The sequence below is a fragment of the Actinomadura sp. NPDC048021 genome (genome assembly GCF_040653135.1).
GTDB classification, from domain to species: Bacteria; Actinomycetota; Actinomycetes; order Streptosporangiales; family Streptosporangiaceae; genus Spirillospora; species Spirillospora verrucosospora.
Genome location: NZ_JBEZJQ010000027.1, coordinates 22,018 through 35,779, shown reverse-complemented (window position 1 = coordinate 35,779; position 13,762 = coordinate 22,018). Strand labels below are relative to the sequence as shown.

The following is a 13,762-nucleotide window of genomic DNA, read 5'->3' as shown; positions in this document are numbered from 1 at the left end:
TCGGAACGGTCATGGAGCCGACGGCGCCCTACATCGCCCAGCGCCCCAAGCGCGCGGATGGTCGGCGCAATTACGACGCGATCCTCGCCGCCGCCCGCAAGGCCTTCGCGGCCTCCGGGTCCGACGCCTTCCTCGAGGACATCGCGGCGCAGGCAGGCGTGGCGATCGGCACGCTCTACCGGCACTTCCCCACGCGGGCCTCCCTCGTCGAGGCCGCCACCAGGGACGGCCTCGATGCGCTCATCGCCGAGGCCCGCACGCTCGCCGACGCGAGGGATCCGCTGGATGCCCTCACCCACTGGATGCGCAGTGCCGTGGTCCACATCAGCACCTTCCGTGGCCTGGTCGGCATCCTCACCGAGGCGATGTACGACGAGGGCACCCCGTCGCACGTGGCGTGTACGGCGATGCACCGTTGCGGCACCGATCTACTACGCGCCGCTCAGGACGCGGGCCGAGTGCGAGCCGACCTCACGCCCGACGAACTGTTCGATCTCCTGACTGCGGCCGGTTGGGTGCGCGAGAACTCGACGCCGGGCAGGGACGCGAGCGTCCGGCTCCTACAGCTGATGCTGGAGGGAGTGGTGACCGGCGACGCGCATCGGCACTAATTAGATGCAGTAGTGACACGCGCGGTGCAGATCTCGCCCGTGCCCCCGGATCTCGACGGATACCAACGGTGCGACTCAACCCTCCTGGAGGGAGGCTCGTCCCACGACCCCACCCTGCACAAGGACAAGCGTATTCAGGCGCAACTTTCGGTACGCGCCGCGGCTCTCACAAATGGTCGAATTCTGAGAAGCGCCCGCTCAGCAGGCCGACAGAGCGCAACGCGGGGCGGATCTCGTCTCAGAATTCGTTCTCACGCGGTTGGTGCCGGGAACGCGCGCGAGAAGGTCTTCGCCGAGAAAGTCTCCACCCGCGTGCGGATCCGCCCCGAGTTCGAAAACGCCCTGGAAGCGTGCCGGCAGATCAAGGCGCGCGCCCCACACTGCCGGGTCATCCTCACCGTGTACGAGATGAAGCGGCTCGGCCGCGACTCCGCCGAACTGACCGCACTCGCCGACCACCTCACCGCACACGGCATCGCCCTGGAAATGCTCGCCGGCCCACTGACCGGGACCTACGACCCATCCGGCACCGGCCGGGTTCTGTTCGCGTTCTTCGCCGCGATGGCCGAAGAGGACATGCTGCACACCGTGCTCCGCCGCCGCTTCCGCGGCGAATCCGTCGAAGACATTCGGTCAGACCTGATCATCCCCACCGGCAAACGCAAAGGGCAAAGCCCGAGCCCTGCCAGCATCTACCGAGCGCTGGCCGAACACGACAAGCGCCAGCGCCACCCCGAGACGGTGGAACAAGCCCGCGCCGACTTCACCGCCCTACAAGCCCACACCTGACCGGCATCTACGAGAGACCACGGCAGGTTTCTGGCGTATTCCGGTCCCGCCCCTACGAAAAACTCCGCGCCGTCGGGATCGGGCATCAGCGCCCAGCCGCCGTTGCCAGTGCCGGGTGAGTTAGGAGATTTCCTGGGCGGTTCCATCGGCTGCGGACCGTTCGATGGCGGCGAGGAGCCGGTGGTGCCGCAGGGCTGTCTCGAAATTGGAGTGTGGCTGCCGGTCTTCTTCGATGGCCCGGGCGACTTCCTGGTAGAGGGCCGCGATGTTGGCCGGCGGGCCGGACCGGATGCTGGCGGGGACAGTGCGATAGGTGTCGGGCACCGCGAGTACGTCGTCCCCGATCCTGATGTTCCAGTCGTTCCAGTGGATGTACGTCTCGCGCTGGGCCGGAGTGGCGGTCAGTGTTGCGTCGCTGCCGACGAGTTTGAGCGCGAACGCGTCTTGGACGGGTCCGTTGCCGCCGTGAATGGCGACGGAGGCGGTGGCGCCGCTGGTCAGCAGTCCGTGCAGCAGCACGTGGCTGGGCGTGGCGTTGGGCGCGGTCTGTTCCGTCCCGGCGACCCGCACGCGGTCGTGCGTGCGGGGCAGCCGCGCCGAGACCTCGGCCAGCGGTCCCGCGACCCGTTCGAGTGTGGCCAGAAAGTGGCCGGCCATGATGGTCAGGATGTTGGTTCCCTCTGAGGGGTCGAGGCCGAACACCAGGTTCGGCCAGATTTGACTGCCGCCCCAGGGTGCACCCTCGGCCACCAGTGCGACCGATTCGAGCGTGCCGATCCGGCCTTCGGCCAACAGGTCGGCGGCAAAGCGCACGCTCGGCGAGTGGTGCCCCTGGAGGACGACCGCATGGATAACGCCTGCGGCAGTGGCGGCCTCGGTCAACTCGCTCGCTTCGTCGGCGTCGACACCCAACGGCCACTCGGACACGACGTGCTTGCCGGCCTTGAGCGCGGCCCTGATCACGGCGGCATGCCCGGACGCCTTCACCGAGACGACGACCAGGTCGACCTCGGGGTGCTCGGCGAGCTCGCCCGCGTCGGCGAAGGCGTGCCGCACGCCATGGGCGGCGGCCGCCCGGTCCGCGCTGGCCTGATTGGTGGTCGCGACCGCGGTCACCTCGAACTCCTCAAGCGCGGCCAGTGCGGGTAGGTGCGAGCCGTCCGCCCAACCGCTGGCCCCGACAACTCCGACTCGGATCATGCGTCACCCTTCAGTTATGTACCTTGCGGTATGAAACTAGAACAGTGCGACGCTCTCACGCAAGAGGTAACGTACCGAAAGGTATAGAACTGGGTGAGAGTAGGGAGGACGGCATGCCCGGCGGACGCCCACGCTCGTTCGACGCAGACGCCGCACTTGACCGCGCGCTGGAGGTGTTCTGGCGGCATGGCTACGAGGGCACCTCGCTGACCGACCTGACCGCCGCGATGGGCATCAACAAGCCCAGCCTCTATGCCGCCTTCGGCAACAAGGAAGAACTGTTCGCCAAGGTCCTGGCCCGTTACCTCGGCGGCCCCGGCGCCTACACCGCCGACGCGCTGGACGCTCCCACCGGCCGCGAGGTCGTCGAGCGGCTGATCCGCGGGGCGGTGAAACTGACCGCGGGCGAGCACACGCCCCACGGCTGCCTGTGCGTCAACAGCGTGCACGCCCGCGGCCCGGAGGCGCACACCGTACGCCAGGACGCCGTCGCGGCGCGCAAAGCCGGTGAGGCGGCGCTGCGCAAGCGGCTGGAGCAGGCCGCCGACCTGCCCTCCCACTACGAACCGGCCACCCTGGCCGCCCTCGTCCACACGATCTCCGACGGCATCGCCGTCCAGGCGGCAGCCGGCCGCAGCCACGACGAGCTACAGCAGATCGGCGACCTGGCGCTGCGCGCCCTGTTGGACTGAGAGCCCTCAGACGCCGCCGCTCCACGTCTCGAGGCCTCGCTCCGCTCACCTGTTCGTCACCCGCACCGGCCGGCGCGTCGACGACCAGGGGAAGACCTGTAGGAACGGGACGAGCCCAGACGGGGCGTGCCTGCTGTGCGGCTCGTCGACCGCGCGGTTATCCGGATACGGCATGCGGCGCCTGCTCGTGGCACGGTCTCGCTTCCGTCGTCGCATGGGCTCGTCCGGCTGCGGAGGCGAGCGAGGGACCGGGCTTGTGACGGCCGCGTCGGGCGGGCTCCGGAAATCTTCGCGGGAGCTGTCACAGCCCGGGTGAGTGCCCTGTCTTAGCTGTCGACCGGGCTGTGACCGACGGCCCGGCGGACAGGAGGGCACTCATGAAGATCGTGGTTATCGGCGGCACCGGCCTGATCGGTTCGAAGGCCGTGGAGATGCTCCGCCAGCACGGGCACGAGGCGGTGCCGGCCGCGCCGAACACGGGCGTGGACACGCTCACGGGCGAGGGACTGGCCGAGGTGCTGGAGGGCGCGTCCGTGGTCATCGACGTGTCCAACTCGCCGTCCTTCGAGGACGCGGCGGTGCTGAACTTCTTCACGACCTCGACCGGCAACCTGCTTGAGGCGGAGAAGAAGGCGGGCGTGGGCCACCACGTCGCGCTGACGATCGTGAACACCGACCGGCGGCCCGACATCGGCTACTTCCGGGCGAAGGTCGCGCAGGAGAAGCTGATCGAGGAGTCGCCGATCCCGTTCTCGCTGATCCACGCGACGCAGTTCTTCGAGTTCGGCCGCCGGATCGCCGACGAGGCCGCCGCCGGCGGCGACACGGTCCCGATGCCGCCGGTGCTGTTCCAGCCCATCGCGGGCGAGGAGGTGTCCCGGACGGTCGCGCGGACCGCGGCGGGCGCGCCGCTGAACGGCCGCCTCCAGATCGCCGGCCCCGAGGTGTCGCGGATGGACGAGTTCTTCCGCAAGGCGCTGGCCGCGTGGGGCGACCCGCGCGAGGTCGTCACCGACCCGCACGCGCACTACTTCGGCGCCGAGATGCACGAGCGCGACCTCGTTCCGGACGAGGGCGCCGCGACCCTCGGCGAGATCACATACGTCGACTGGCTGGCCGCGAACCCCGTCAAGTGACCCCCGTCCGCACCGACGAGACTAGGAGGCACCACCATGCCCGGCCCTGACGCCACCGCCGCCGAGCCGAAGCCCAGATCGACCGCGTGGCAGACCGCGCTCACCACCGTCCAGGAGGTCGAGTCGCCCTTCATCCCGGCCGGCGCGCACGCCATGACCGTGGTCATCGAGTACCCGCCCGGCGACCCCGGCGCGCCGCCGCACCGGCATCCCGGCCCGGCGTTCGGCTACGTGCTGGAGGGCGAGATGCTGATGGAGCTCGAAGGGCAGGCGCCCCGGCCCGTCCCGGCCGGTGAGGCGTTCTGGGAGCCCGGCGGCGACGTCATCCACTACCAGGACGGCAACAACCGCGACGACATGCCGGTCCGGTTCGTCGTCACCATGTTCTGCGAGCCCGGCAAGCCGATGCTGACCCTCGTGGACGAGACCGAGCTCGCCGAACGCGCACACCTGCGGGTCTCCGAAGATTCCTGACCATCCGCGAGATGCCTGTCGTCGGGCCGTCGGAGAACCGCCGCGTCCGATCCGTACTTGGGAGACTCCTCATGACCGCATCGGCGATGGTCGCCGAGTTCGATGAGGTCGCCGGGTGGACCGCCGACGCCATCGAGCGGCTCGGGGAGCGGTACGCGATCCCGGCCGCGTGCCGCGGCAGCGCGAACCCGACGGCGTTGGCCTGGCTGGCGGAGGCGTGCGAGCTGAAGCCCGGATCGGTTCTGCTGGACGTGGGCGCCGGCGTCGGCGGCCCGGCGGCCTGGGCGGCGGAGCGGTTCGGCGTCCGGCCGATCCTGCTGGAGCCGATGCCGGCCGCGTGCCGCGCCGCGGCCCGGCTGTTCGGGCTGCCGGTCGTCACGGCGGACGGCGCCCGGATCCCTCTGCGGGCCGGGTCGATCGACGCCGCCTGGTGTCTGGGGGTGCTGGACACCGTCCGGGACAAGGCCGCGGTCCTCCGCGAGATCCACCGGGTGCTGCCGCCCGGTGCGCCGCTGGGGCTCCTGGTCATCGTCGCCCGGGACCCCAGGGTCCCGGGCCCGGAGGGCAACCTCTTCCCGACCCGGCGGGCGCTCGCCGGTCTGCTCGACGCCGCGGGCTTCGAGGTGGTCGAGCAGACCGACCGGCCAGGCGACGCGCCGCTGTCGTGGACGCGACGCGTCGAGCGGGTCGCCGCCGCCGTCGCGGGCCGGCACCGAGCCGACCGCGCCCACGCTCTGGCCGCCCGCCAGAGCGAGACCTTCACCCGCCTGTTCGCCTCCGGGCAGATCTCCGTGCGGCTGGTCCACGCGACCAGGCGTCCGGCCGGGCGGCCATCCGAACGATCCGCGCATGGAGGACCGATGAGCACCCCGACCGGCGACGAGTTCGAGATCGAGTTCGAGGCGGAGGTCGAGGCCGAACTGGAGCTGGCCAAGGCGAGCGACCCGGCGCGGGTCGCGGCGCAGCCGGTCTCCGAGTGGCTGTTCGACCCAGCCGAGGCCGAGGCGGAGGAGGTCGAGCTCCGCAACCTGCTCGGCGCGGCCGAGGAACTGGAGTCCGGTTTCCGGTCCTGGGGGCACGGCCCCGGCGAAGGCGCCTGACCCCTGCCCCACCTCACGACATCCGAAGCGAGACACTCATGAACCACCCACTCGGGCGGCAGCATGCCCCCGTTCCCGTCCCGTCGACCGGAATCGCCACGCTCGACGATCTCCGCGAGCACCTGCAGTGGGCGATCGAGCTGGAGCACGCGACCCTGCCGCCGTACCTGTGCGCGCTCTACTCGCTCGACCCGGAACGCAACCCCGATGGCGCGGAGGCGGTGGCGGGCGTCTTCATCGAGGAGATGCTGCACCTGGTGCTGGCGGCGAACCTGCTCAACGCCGTCGGCGGGAGCCCGCGGCTGGACGCGCCGGAGCTGCTGCCGCCGCACCCCCGGCGGCTGCCGCACGGCGACCCCTCGCTGGAGCTGTCGCTGCTCCCGTTCGGCGATGCGGCGCTCGACATGTTCCTCCGCCTGGAGCGGCCGGCGCCGCCCGGCGCTCCCGCCGAAGGCGACGGCTACGAGACGATCGGGCAGTTCTACGAAGCGATCGAGGCCGGGCTGAGCGGCCTGTGCGACCGGCTCGGCGAGGCGGAGGTCTTCTCGGGCGACCCGTCCCGCCAGGTCCACGCCGGGCACTTCCAGCACACCGCCGGACAGATGATCGCGGTCACCGATCTGGCCTCGGCGCTGGCCGCGCTGGAGGAGATCGTCGAGGAGGGCGAGGGCACGTCCCGCGGCGCGGTCTGGGACGGCGACCCCGACGTCCACCACCCCGGCCGGGACGAGGTCGCCCACTACTACCGCTTCCAGGAGCTCAGAGTCGGCCGCCGCTACCGCCGCGGCGACACCCCGCGGTCCGGGCCCACCGGCGAGCCGGTCGGCGTGGACTTCGCCGGCGTCCTGCCGATGCGGCCCAACCCCAAGATCGCCGACCATCCCCCGGGCAGTGCGATCCGCGCGGCCCAGGAGGAGTTCAACCGGACGTACTGCACTCTCCTGCACCTGCTGGAGCAGGCGTTCAACGGCTGCCCGCAGCTGCTCGGGGTCGCAGTCACCACCATGTACAGGCTCAAGGCGCAGGCCCAGGCGCTGATGCGCACGCCCGACGGCGACGGCACCACGGCCGGCCCCACGTTCGAGTACGTCCCGCCGGATGAGCGCGGTGGGAGCGCCGGCGACGAGCCGTAACGCATCAACGCACCCCGCGCGCGGCCTCCTTTTGGAGGCGCTCCGCCATCTCGGACTGGTAGCGGTTACTGTCACAGAAGTGAGGCCTGCCTTGTCTGAGCTGTCCGAGGGCAGGTGAGACCGGACAGGCCGGCGATCCGAACGGGGGCGATCTTGGTGGCGGACGGCGGACCGGGCGGCGACCCGGCGGCGGACGGGCCGGCCGCCGCCGTTCCGGAGACGGCGGGCGATCTCGACCACGCCGCGGCGGTCTTCGCCGAGGTGCGGCGACGGCTGTTCGGGATCGCCTACCGGATGCTGGGCAGCGTCACCGAGGCCGAGGACCTGGTGCAGGACGTCTGGCTGCGGTGGCAGACCTACGACCGCGCCGCCGTGGCCGATCCCGCCGCGTTCCTGGCGACGACCACCACCCGGCTGGCGATCAACGTCCTGCAGTCCGCCCGGGTCCGCAGGGAGAGCTACATCGGTCCCTGGCTGCCCGAACCCGTCGACACCGGCTCCGATCCGTACCTGGGAGCCGAACGCGGCGAAGCGCTCAGTTTCGCGGTCCTGATGCTCCTGGAACGGCTGTCGCCCACCGAACGCGCCGCCTATGTCCTACGGGAGGCGTTCGACTATCCCTATCCGCAGATCGCCGAGATCCTCCAGGCCGGGGAGGCGGCGGTCCGGCAGCTGGTCAGCAGGGCCCGCAAGCACCTGCGGTCCGAGCGGCGGGCACCGGTGACCGGCGCCGAGCAGCGCAGGCTGCTGACCGCTTTCGTCGCCGCTGCCCGCGCCGGCGACATGGCCGCTCTGGAGGAGCTCCTCGCCGCGGACGCGGTCAGCTACTCCGACGGCGGGGGCGCCGTCCGGGCGTCCCGTTTCCCCGTGGTGGGCGGGGTCCGCGTCGCCAAGTACGTCCGGGCGTTCGCGAACCACTTCTGGGACGGGGTCGACGTGGAGTGGGCCATCGTTAACGGTCAGTGGGCCGCCCTGCTCCAGCGCGACGGCCAAACCTTCACCGTCCTCACCGTCGACGGCACCGACCAGGGCATCGGCCAGGTGCTGTGGATGATGAACCCCGCCAAGATCACCGCCGCGACGGTCGTCACCTGACCGCCCGCGCGACCCGCCACCCCGTTGGATGGCCGCACCAAGGCCGGGCGGGAGCCGTCCGCCCACAACCTGCCGCTGCCGGTCATGGGCGGAGGCCCCGTCGGGCTGCCGTCCCTCAAGCCGGTTTGCCGATGTCGATCCACCGCTGGAGCTTCTCCAGGTCCGCCTCGGGCCATGCGCCGTCGCACGGCATTCGCCCACTCAGCAGGGAACCGATGATGGCGTCGGCGTGCTCGGAGACGTCAGCATGATCGAACAGGTCGAATCGGGTCAGCATCGCGGCGCGGTCCTTCGTCCGGAACAGGGGCCTGATGTCCTGCTCGAAGCTGAGTTCGTCGCCCTCAGTTGCGAATGGCACGTCTTGCTCTCCTTGCATGGAATGGCGGCATCGGTCCCCTGGATAGACCGGACAGCCCCCTGATCCGTGACAGGCTCCGCGCCGACGAGAGTGAGCACGCACTTTCGATGGGGCTGTCACAGCCCGGGCGGGTCGCCTGTCTTAGCTGGCGACCGGGCGGCGCCCGGGGCGCGGCGGGTCTGTGCTCCGGCGGTCGCCGTGAATCTACGGGAAGGCTGAAACTGCACCGCGAGTTCAACGGCAGGGTCGTCCTCGTCACTGGAGCGTCCTCGGGCATCGGCGAGGCCACAGCGCTGGCCTTCTCGGCGGAGGGGGCCCGCGTCGCCGCCGGAGCCCGGCGCGCGGATCGGCTGGAGTCTCTCGCGCGCAAGGCGCCGGGCGAGATTCTGCCCCTCAACCTGGACGTGACCGACCAGGAGTCGGTCACCGCCTTCTCCGAGGCGCTGCGGCAGGAGGTCACGGCCCAGGGCGTTCGCGTGGTGGTCGTCGAACCCGGTTTCGTCGCGAGCGAACTGATCAACCACAACACGGATCCCACGATGCGGGCCCTCGCCCGGGACATGGCCGCCGCCATGCGCAGCCTGCAGCCCGAGGACATCGCCAACGCCGTCGTGTACGCGGTCACCCAGCCCGAGCACGTCGCCGTCAACGAGATCCTCGTCCGGCCGACCGACCAGACCAGGTAGGAGAGCGATCTCAGAACGGGCCCGGGCCCCTGGGTGCCGCACCAAGGACCTGGGGCGGTGGGCGCCTCCATCCGCGATGCCGCCGGTGTCAGCCGAAGGGGTCACGAATCGGTGAGCCGTCCGGTCTTAGCCGGCAACGGTGAAGAGGTGAGGACGACATGCCCACGATCCGGACGCCCGGCGGTCACGCGGACCGCTCCCCCACCGGGGAACGGCCCAAGGACGCCTCCCGCTCCCCGGAGCCCTCGTCCCGCCGCGGTGCTGAGAGCGGTGGCCGCGGCGTTGACGACGGGGCCATGACCGGGCCGGACGCCGGCGCCCTCGCCTCGCTCGCGGAGATGCTCGACGAGCGGCGGCACCTGGTGGACATCGCCACCTGGATGTTCGGCTCCGCCGCCGCGGCCGAGGAGATCGTCCAGGAGACCTACCGTCGCTGGTACGTCCTCGACGACGGCGAACGCGCCGCCATCGCGTTGCCACGGGCCTGGCTGACGCGGGTGGCGGGAGGCATCTACCTGGAACTGATCGCCTCCAACGCCGCGGCCCTCCCCACTGCCTCGACCTCCTTCGGTTCCACGGCCGAGGACCGGGATGCCTCCGTCGATGGTCGCCGTCCGGCCCCGTCCAGCACGCCCGACCTCGCCGAGGGCTGGGCGCGGCCCGTACGGGACGTCCCCGACCGTGCGATGCTGCGGAGGCATGATCGGATCGCGCGACGGTTCGCGGCGGCTTGCGGCGCCGGGGACACGGCCGCGCTGATGGCCGTCCTCGCCGCCGACGCGATCGTGGTCAGCGACGGCGGCGGCAAGCTGCGCGCCGCGGTCCATCCCACCCACGGCGCGGACGCCGTGGCCCGGTTCATCACGGCTCTGCTGTCGGGCAGCCCCCGTACCGCCGTGACCGTCGGGTCCGTCAACGGCCGCACCGGCCTCGTCCTGCGCCGCGAAGGGCGGAGGGTGGCGGTGGTCATCGTGAGCACGGCGGGCGACGAGGTCATCGCGGTCTGGATCGTGCTGAACCCCGCCAAGCTGGAAGGCCGGCATCGTCCCTGATCTGCGGGCCTGGCCAGACGTGACCTGACCTTCACGTAGGCACGCGGACCGCGATGGCGGGCCGCACGGGCTGGTGCCGGAAAGGCGACCCACCCCCGCAGTTGACCAGGTTGACCGCCGCCGGTGCCTGCTCGGCGGCGGTCATCTGGGGGTCAGATCGCGGGCTCCGACCGCTGGCCGATTCGTCGCCGGAAGGGGCGGTGTGAGGGCGCGGGTGGCTCCTCCCAGGTGCTCACCGGCGCAATGGCCGACTCACCTTTCGGCGCGCGCCTCCGGGCGGCCGAGTATGGCCAGGTATCCGCCGGTGACGATCGCGTCGGCGGACGCCGCGTATTCCGCGGGGTCGTCGGGCAGGGTCGTTGCCCAGGCCGTCCACGTAGCGGTTGAACATGCAGAACGCGGCGGCGATGAGGACCGTGTCGTGCACCTCGACGTCGGTCGCGCCCTCGGCCCGGCAGGACCGCGCGTTCCTGGGCCGGGCAGTGCGTTTTCTGGCTTCCCAGGGCATCCGGCAATACCTGGACCTGGGAACCGGGCTGCCGACCGTCGACAACACACACGAAGTCGCCCAGCGCGCCGCGCCCGAGTCCCGGATCGGCTACGTCGACAACGGCCCGCTGGTCCTCACCCACGCCCGCGCCCTGTTGACCAGCACCCCCGGCAGGGGGTCTGCGACTACATCCAGGCCGACATCCGCGACACCCGCGCCGTCCTGGCCGGCGCCGCCGCCACCCTGGACTTCGACCAGCCGGTCGCGCTGATGCTGCTGGGAGTCCTCAACCACATCGTCGACGACCACCAGGCCCGCCAACTGGTCGCCGACCTGCTGGCGGGCCTGGCACCTGGCAGTTACCTGGTCATCTCCCACACCTGCGACGCCACCACCGACGCACTCGACGGCCAAGCGATGCGCCGCGCCGTCCAGGAGGTCATGGACCGCGGCGGCACTCCCATCCGTGCCCGCTCGCCCGAGCAGATCCAGGAACTGTTCAGCGGAGCCGACCTCCTGGAACGCGGAGTGGTGTCCTGCTCCCGATGGCGGCCCAACCCCTCCCATGGCCCGTCAGTTGTCGGATGTATCCGTCCTGCCAAGACGGAGGGGCCGGGTCCTCACGTTCCTGGGCTGGGGAATCGGGCCCCCACCCAGACCAGCCAGCGGGCTTCGGCACTGGCGGCGGTCTCGTACAGCAGTAGTCCACACCACCCGCTTGCGCAGCGCGCGCGTCGTCAGCCAGCAGTCTTCAGGCGGACGGGGGACGGCGCGTTCGCTACAGCCGCGTGCACCTTCGCCAGCTCGCACTGCCAGCCTCCGCCGCGCGCGAGTCGATGACGTCCAGTAGCAACTCGATGAGCCGCTGCAACCCTCCGGTACCGCATGACCGGCTCCGCGCACCCGCGAGGATGCCGGCCAGGCCGCGTGGAGTCCTTCATCGGTAGTCCCGTGCGAGCCCGGCGGGTGCGACCGCGTTCACTCCGTGATGATGGTCTACGACCTCGGTATCGTCCGGACCGTCCTTCAGCCTGAAGTCGCATCCGCAAGGCCCGTCACGCGGCTGATGCCCCAGGGCTTCGCGCTTCTTTAGCCTGGCCACAGCCACACGACGAAGAGCAGGACGGCACATGACTTACTGCCCTGGGTGTGTCGATGGTGCGGAGTGCGATGAGTCTGGGCGAACCGTCAGTCTTACGTGCGAGTGGTCGACCACTGAGCACGAGCTGATTTGGCCCGCGTAGGGTCCGTCCTGGCGCGGGGAGGAACACATGGAGGCATCGGATGCGGAAGTTGATTCTGGGTTTCTACGTCTCGCTGGACGGCAAGAGCGCCGACGGGGACAACGGAATCCGTGATGTCATGATGAGCATCGACGACCCTGAGCAGGAGAAGTATTTCGTCGACCGGCTGTGGGAGGCTGGGGCCTTCCTCATGGGCCGGAACACCTACGAGATCATGGCCGGATTCTGGCCCAACTCCGACCACCCGTCCGCCAAGGCGATGAACGAGATCCCCAAGGTCGTGTTCTCCCGCACCCTCGAAACCGCCGACGACTGGCCCGAGACCCGGATCGCCGGCGGGGACACGGCGGAAGAGATCGCCAAGCTCAAGGCCGAGCCCGGCAAGGACCTCGTCGCCGCAGGCGGCACCGGGTTCATGCACTCCCTGATCAAGCTCGGCGTCGTCGACGAGTATCGGCTGTGGGTGCTGCCCGCCGTCACCGGCAAGGGCGCCCCACTGTTCCCCGAGTTGGATCAGGCCGTAAAGCTGTGCTTGGTCAACAGCACCGCATTCCCGTCCGGAATCCTCGAACTGGTGTACACGCCAGCCGACCAGTAAACCCGGCAAGCGGCGCGCGGATGCGGTGGCGCCGGAGATACTCAACGAGAACTCTGTTCTTGGTCCGTGACCGGGTTCGGTCCACGAACAGCGCCATCGCGCCGGCATGCGCGGTCGCTGCGCAACCGCGGTCTGCTCGATTGCTGTAGTTCCTGCGGTCAGAGCATTCGGTCGGCGGACATCGTGGTGGGGTGGCTCGTTGGCAATGGTGAAGGCTCGGTGACTCCGGCACGGTTCTGCTCGCCGCGGGGCTCACCGGCCGGCGCTGTGCCGGATGCGTAGTGTCGGTGCCGTGAGGGCCCTCTCATTTGCTTCAACTCGAACGGTCGCGGTTATTGCTCAATTCGCATCCGCACCAGCGCATGGGCCGCCCGACGCGGCATTTCTGAGACCGCCCGACCTGCTCGGCCGGACGTTCAGCCGGCATCGTCCGGCGCCTCTCCCATCTCGACTGCCCGGCTGTGCAGCTTCGCTCCGTCGGGGTTGAACATGCACAGCACTTCGAGGACCTCGGGCCCGGGGTTGCCGAAGCCGTGCGGCACGCGCGTGTCGAACTCGACGGCGTCGCCTGCGGCGACGATGAGTTCGTCCTCGCCGATGAGGAGCCGCATCCGTCCGGCGATCACGTAGATCCAGTCCCATCCCGGGTGGACCCATCGCTTTATCGGCTTCCCCGGCGCAGGCGGATACACCTGCTTGAAGGCCTCCCACGCCCCTGTGCCGCTGGACAGCGGCATCGTGACGACGCCGTCCCGGACTCGCGGACGCGGATGGATCCGGGGGGCCCCGAGGGCAGGTGCGCCGACGAGGCCGTCGAGCGGCAGCCGGTAGAGTCTCGCCAGCGGCATCAGCAGCTCAAGCTGGGGCGCCTGTTCCCCGACTCGAGCCGCGAGAGCGTGCTGACCGAGATGCCCGTGGCGTCCGACACCGACCTGATGGTCATGCGCCGCGACTCCCGGATCGCACGCAACCGGGGGCCGATCGCGGACAGATCGTCCCCCATGCTCGACCTCTTGCCCTTCCGTCTCACGATGTTGCTAGAACAGCTTGGTCTTCCGGACGGACAGGATCGACCCTCTCTGTGCCATTCGGAGAAGGCCAGTC

General features: G+C 70.4%; 17 protein-coding genes. 13 read left to right on the top strand and 4 right to left on the bottom strand.

What is annotated here, in order from left to right; all coding sequences use genetic code 11:
- Nucleotides 1-11 precede the first annotated feature (11 nt).
- Both AB0C87_RS33920 and AB0C87_RS33915 read left to right on the top strand, forming a co-directional pair.
- Complete coding sequence (locus AB0C87_RS33920) at nt 12-611, top strand: TetR/AcrR family transcriptional regulator (protein ID WP_345181909.1); 600 nt, start codon at nt 12-14, stop codon at nt 609-611.
- Nucleotides 612-623: 12 nt separating this feature from the next.
- Nucleotides 624-1,400 (top strand): recombinase family protein, encoded by a 777-nt coding sequence (locus tag AB0C87_RS33915; RefSeq protein WP_353833568.1) that lies wholly within the window; start codon nt 624-626, stop codon nt 1,398-1,400.
- 120 nt (nt 1,401-1,520) lie between these two features.
- Here the strand turns inward: AB0C87_RS33915 and AB0C87_RS33910 are convergent, their stop codons facing one another.
- A complete protein-coding gene (locus tag AB0C87_RS33910; protein WP_360581257.1) occupies nt 1,521-2,600 on the bottom strand; it encodes a Gfo/Idh/MocA family oxidoreductase in 1,080 nt (359 codons plus the stop codon).
- A gap of 113 nt (nt 2,601-2,713) precedes the next feature.
- On the opposite strand from AB0C87_RS33910, the gene AB0C87_RS33905 reads away from it, so the two are divergent.
- From AB0C87_RS33905 to AB0C87_RS33880, 6 genes are all read left to right on the top strand, one after another.
- On the top strand, nt 2,714-3,292 hold the full coding sequence (locus AB0C87_RS33905) for a TetR/AcrR family transcriptional regulator (RefSeq protein WP_345181912.1): 579 nt from the start codon (nt 2,714-2,716) through the stop codon (nt 3,290-3,292).
- A 377-nt stretch (nt 3,293-3,669) separates the two neighbouring features.
- The gene (locus AB0C87_RS33900; RefSeq protein ID WP_345181913.1) at nt 3,670-4,428 is read left to right on the top strand and encodes an SDR family oxidoreductase; all 759 of its coding nucleotides are present in this window, start codon (nt 3,670-3,672) and stop codon (nt 4,426-4,428) included.
- 36 nt (nt 4,429-4,464) lie between these two features.
- Nucleotides 4,465-4,902 (top strand): cupin domain-containing protein, encoded by a 438-nt coding sequence (locus AB0C87_RS33895; protein WP_345181915.1) that lies wholly within the window; start codon nt 4,465-4,467, stop codon nt 4,900-4,902.
- Nucleotides 4,903-4,973: 71 nt separating this feature from the next.
- On the top strand, nt 4,974-6,002 hold the full coding sequence (locus tag AB0C87_RS33890; RefSeq protein ID WP_360581256.1) for a methyltransferase domain-containing protein: 1,029 nt from the start codon (nt 4,974-4,976) through the stop codon (nt 6,000-6,002).
- Nucleotides 6,003-6,040: 38 nt separating this feature from the next.
- Nucleotides 6,041-7,135: a ferritin-like protein gene (locus AB0C87_RS33885; protein ID WP_345181919.1), complete on the top strand. Its 1,095-nt coding sequence runs from the start codon at nt 6,041-6,043 to the stop codon at nt 7,133-7,135.
- Between the two features lie 156 nt (nt 7,136-7,291).
- A complete protein-coding gene (locus AB0C87_RS33880; protein WP_360581255.1) occupies nt 7,292-8,230 on the top strand; it encodes an RNA polymerase sigma-70 factor in 939 nt (312 codons plus the stop codon).
- 115 nt (nt 8,231-8,345) lie between these two features.
- On the opposite strand, the gene AB0C87_RS33875 is transcribed toward AB0C87_RS33880, so the two are convergent.
- Nucleotides 8,346-8,588 carry a hypothetical protein gene (locus AB0C87_RS33875; RefSeq protein ID WP_345181923.1) on the bottom strand — a complete coding sequence of 81 codons (243 nt, stop codon included), beginning with the start codon at nt 8,586-8,588 and terminating at the stop codon, nt 8,346-8,348.
- A gap of 107 nt (nt 8,589-8,695) precedes the next feature.
- Here AB0C87_RS33875 and AB0C87_RS33870 point away from each other — a divergent pair, with 107 nt between their 5' ends.
- The 5 genes from AB0C87_RS33870 (at nt 8,696) to AB0C87_RS33850 (ending at nt 12,658) form a co-directional block, all read left to right on the top strand.
- Nucleotides 8,696-9,274 carry an SDR family NAD(P)-dependent oxidoreductase gene (locus tag AB0C87_RS33870; RefSeq protein WP_360581254.1) on the top strand — a complete coding sequence of 193 codons (579 nt, stop codon included), beginning with the start codon at nt 8,696-8,698 and terminating at the stop codon, nt 9,272-9,274.
- 158 nt (nt 9,275-9,432) lie between these two features.
- Nucleotides 9,433-10,326 carry a nuclear transport factor 2 family protein gene (locus AB0C87_RS33865; RefSeq protein WP_360581253.1) on the top strand — a complete coding sequence of 298 codons (894 nt, stop codon included), beginning with the start codon at nt 9,433-9,435 and terminating at the stop codon, nt 10,324-10,326.
- Between the two features lie 389 nt (nt 10,327-10,715).
- Nucleotides 10,716-11,087, top strand: a complete 372-nt coding sequence (locus AB0C87_RS33860) for an SAM-dependent methyltransferase (protein WP_353833556.1) — start codon at nt 10,716-10,718, stop codon at nt 11,085-11,087.
- Nucleotides 11,006-11,656: an SAM-dependent methyltransferase gene (locus AB0C87_RS33855; protein WP_353833574.1), complete on the top strand. Its 651-nt coding sequence runs from the start codon at nt 11,006-11,008 to the stop codon at nt 11,654-11,656. Before AB0C87_RS33860 ends, AB0C87_RS33855 begins: the two co-directional genes overlap by 82 nt.
- Nucleotides 11,657-12,100: 444 nt before the next feature.
- A complete protein-coding gene (locus AB0C87_RS33850) occupies nt 12,101-12,658 on the top strand; it encodes a dihydrofolate reductase family protein (RefSeq protein WP_353833555.1) in 558 nt (185 codons plus the stop codon).
- A 416-nt stretch (nt 12,659-13,074) separates the two neighbouring features.
- Here the strand turns inward: AB0C87_RS33850 and AB0C87_RS33845 are convergent, their stop codons facing one another.
- Together AB0C87_RS33845 and AB0C87_RS33840 are read right to left on the bottom strand one after the other, a co-directional pair.
- Nucleotides 13,075-13,506: a cupin domain-containing protein gene (locus AB0C87_RS33845; RefSeq protein WP_360581252.1), complete on the bottom strand. Its 432-nt coding sequence runs from the start codon at nt 13,504-13,506 to the stop codon at nt 13,075-13,077.
- The gene (locus tag AB0C87_RS33840; protein ID WP_360581315.1) at nt 13,506-13,601 is read right to left on the bottom strand and encodes a helix-turn-helix transcriptional regulator; all 96 of its coding nucleotides are present in this window, start codon (nt 13,599-13,601) and stop codon (nt 13,506-13,508) included. The genes AB0C87_RS33845 and AB0C87_RS33840 overlap by 1 nt, the downstream gene beginning before the upstream one ends.
- Nucleotides 13,602-13,762 lie beyond the last annotated feature (161 nt).

Bases quoted from the DNA above. Each gene is read 5' to 3' on its own strand.
- AB0C87_RS33885 (WP_345181919.1), top strand. From the start codon at position 6,041: ATGAACCACCCACTCGGGCGGCAGCATGCCCCCGTTCCCGTCCCGTCG.
- AB0C87_RS33865 (WP_360581253.1), top strand. From the start codon at position 9,433: ATGCCCACGATCCGGACGCCCGGCGGTCACGCGGACCGCTCCCCCACC.
- AB0C87_RS33920 (WP_345181909.1), top strand. From the start codon at position 12: ATGGAGCCGACGGCGCCCTACATCGCCCAGCGCCCCAAGCGCGCGGAT.
- AB0C87_RS33850 (WP_353833555.1), top strand. From the start codon at position 12,101: ATGCGGAAGTTGATTCTGGGTTTCTACGTCTCGCTGGACGGCAAGAGC.
- AB0C87_RS33910 (WP_360581257.1), bottom strand. From the start codon at position 2,600: ATGATCCGAGTCGGAGTTGTCGGGGCCAGCGGTTGGGCGGACGGCTCG.
- AB0C87_RS33905 (WP_345181912.1), top strand. From the start codon at position 2,714: ATGCCCGGCGGACGCCCACGCTCGTTCGACGCAGACGCCGCACTTGAC.
- AB0C87_RS33840 (WP_360581315.1), bottom strand. From the start codon at position 13,601: ATGACCATCAGGTCGGTGTCGGACGCCACGGGCATCTCGGTCAGCACG.
- AB0C87_RS33900 (WP_345181913.1), top strand. From the start codon at position 3,670: ATGAAGATCGTGGTTATCGGCGGCACCGGCCTGATCGGTTCGAAGGCC.
- AB0C87_RS33870 (WP_360581254.1), top strand. From the start codon at position 8,696: ATGGGGCTGTCACAGCCCGGGCGGGTCGCCTGTCTTAGCTGGCGACCG.
- AB0C87_RS33860 (WP_353833556.1), top strand. From the start codon at position 10,716: ATGCAGAACGCGGCGGCGATGAGGACCGTGTCGTGCACCTCGACGTCG.
- AB0C87_RS33890 (WP_360581256.1), top strand. From the start codon at position 4,974: ATGACCGCATCGGCGATGGTCGCCGAGTTCGATGAGGTCGCCGGGTGG.
- AB0C87_RS33895 (WP_345181915.1), top strand. From the start codon at position 4,465: ATGCCCGGCCCTGACGCCACCGCCGCCGAGCCGAAGCCCAGATCGACC.
- AB0C87_RS33845 (WP_360581252.1), bottom strand. From the start codon at position 13,506: ATGCCGCTGGCGAGACTCTACCGGCTGCCGCTCGACGGCCTCGTCGGC.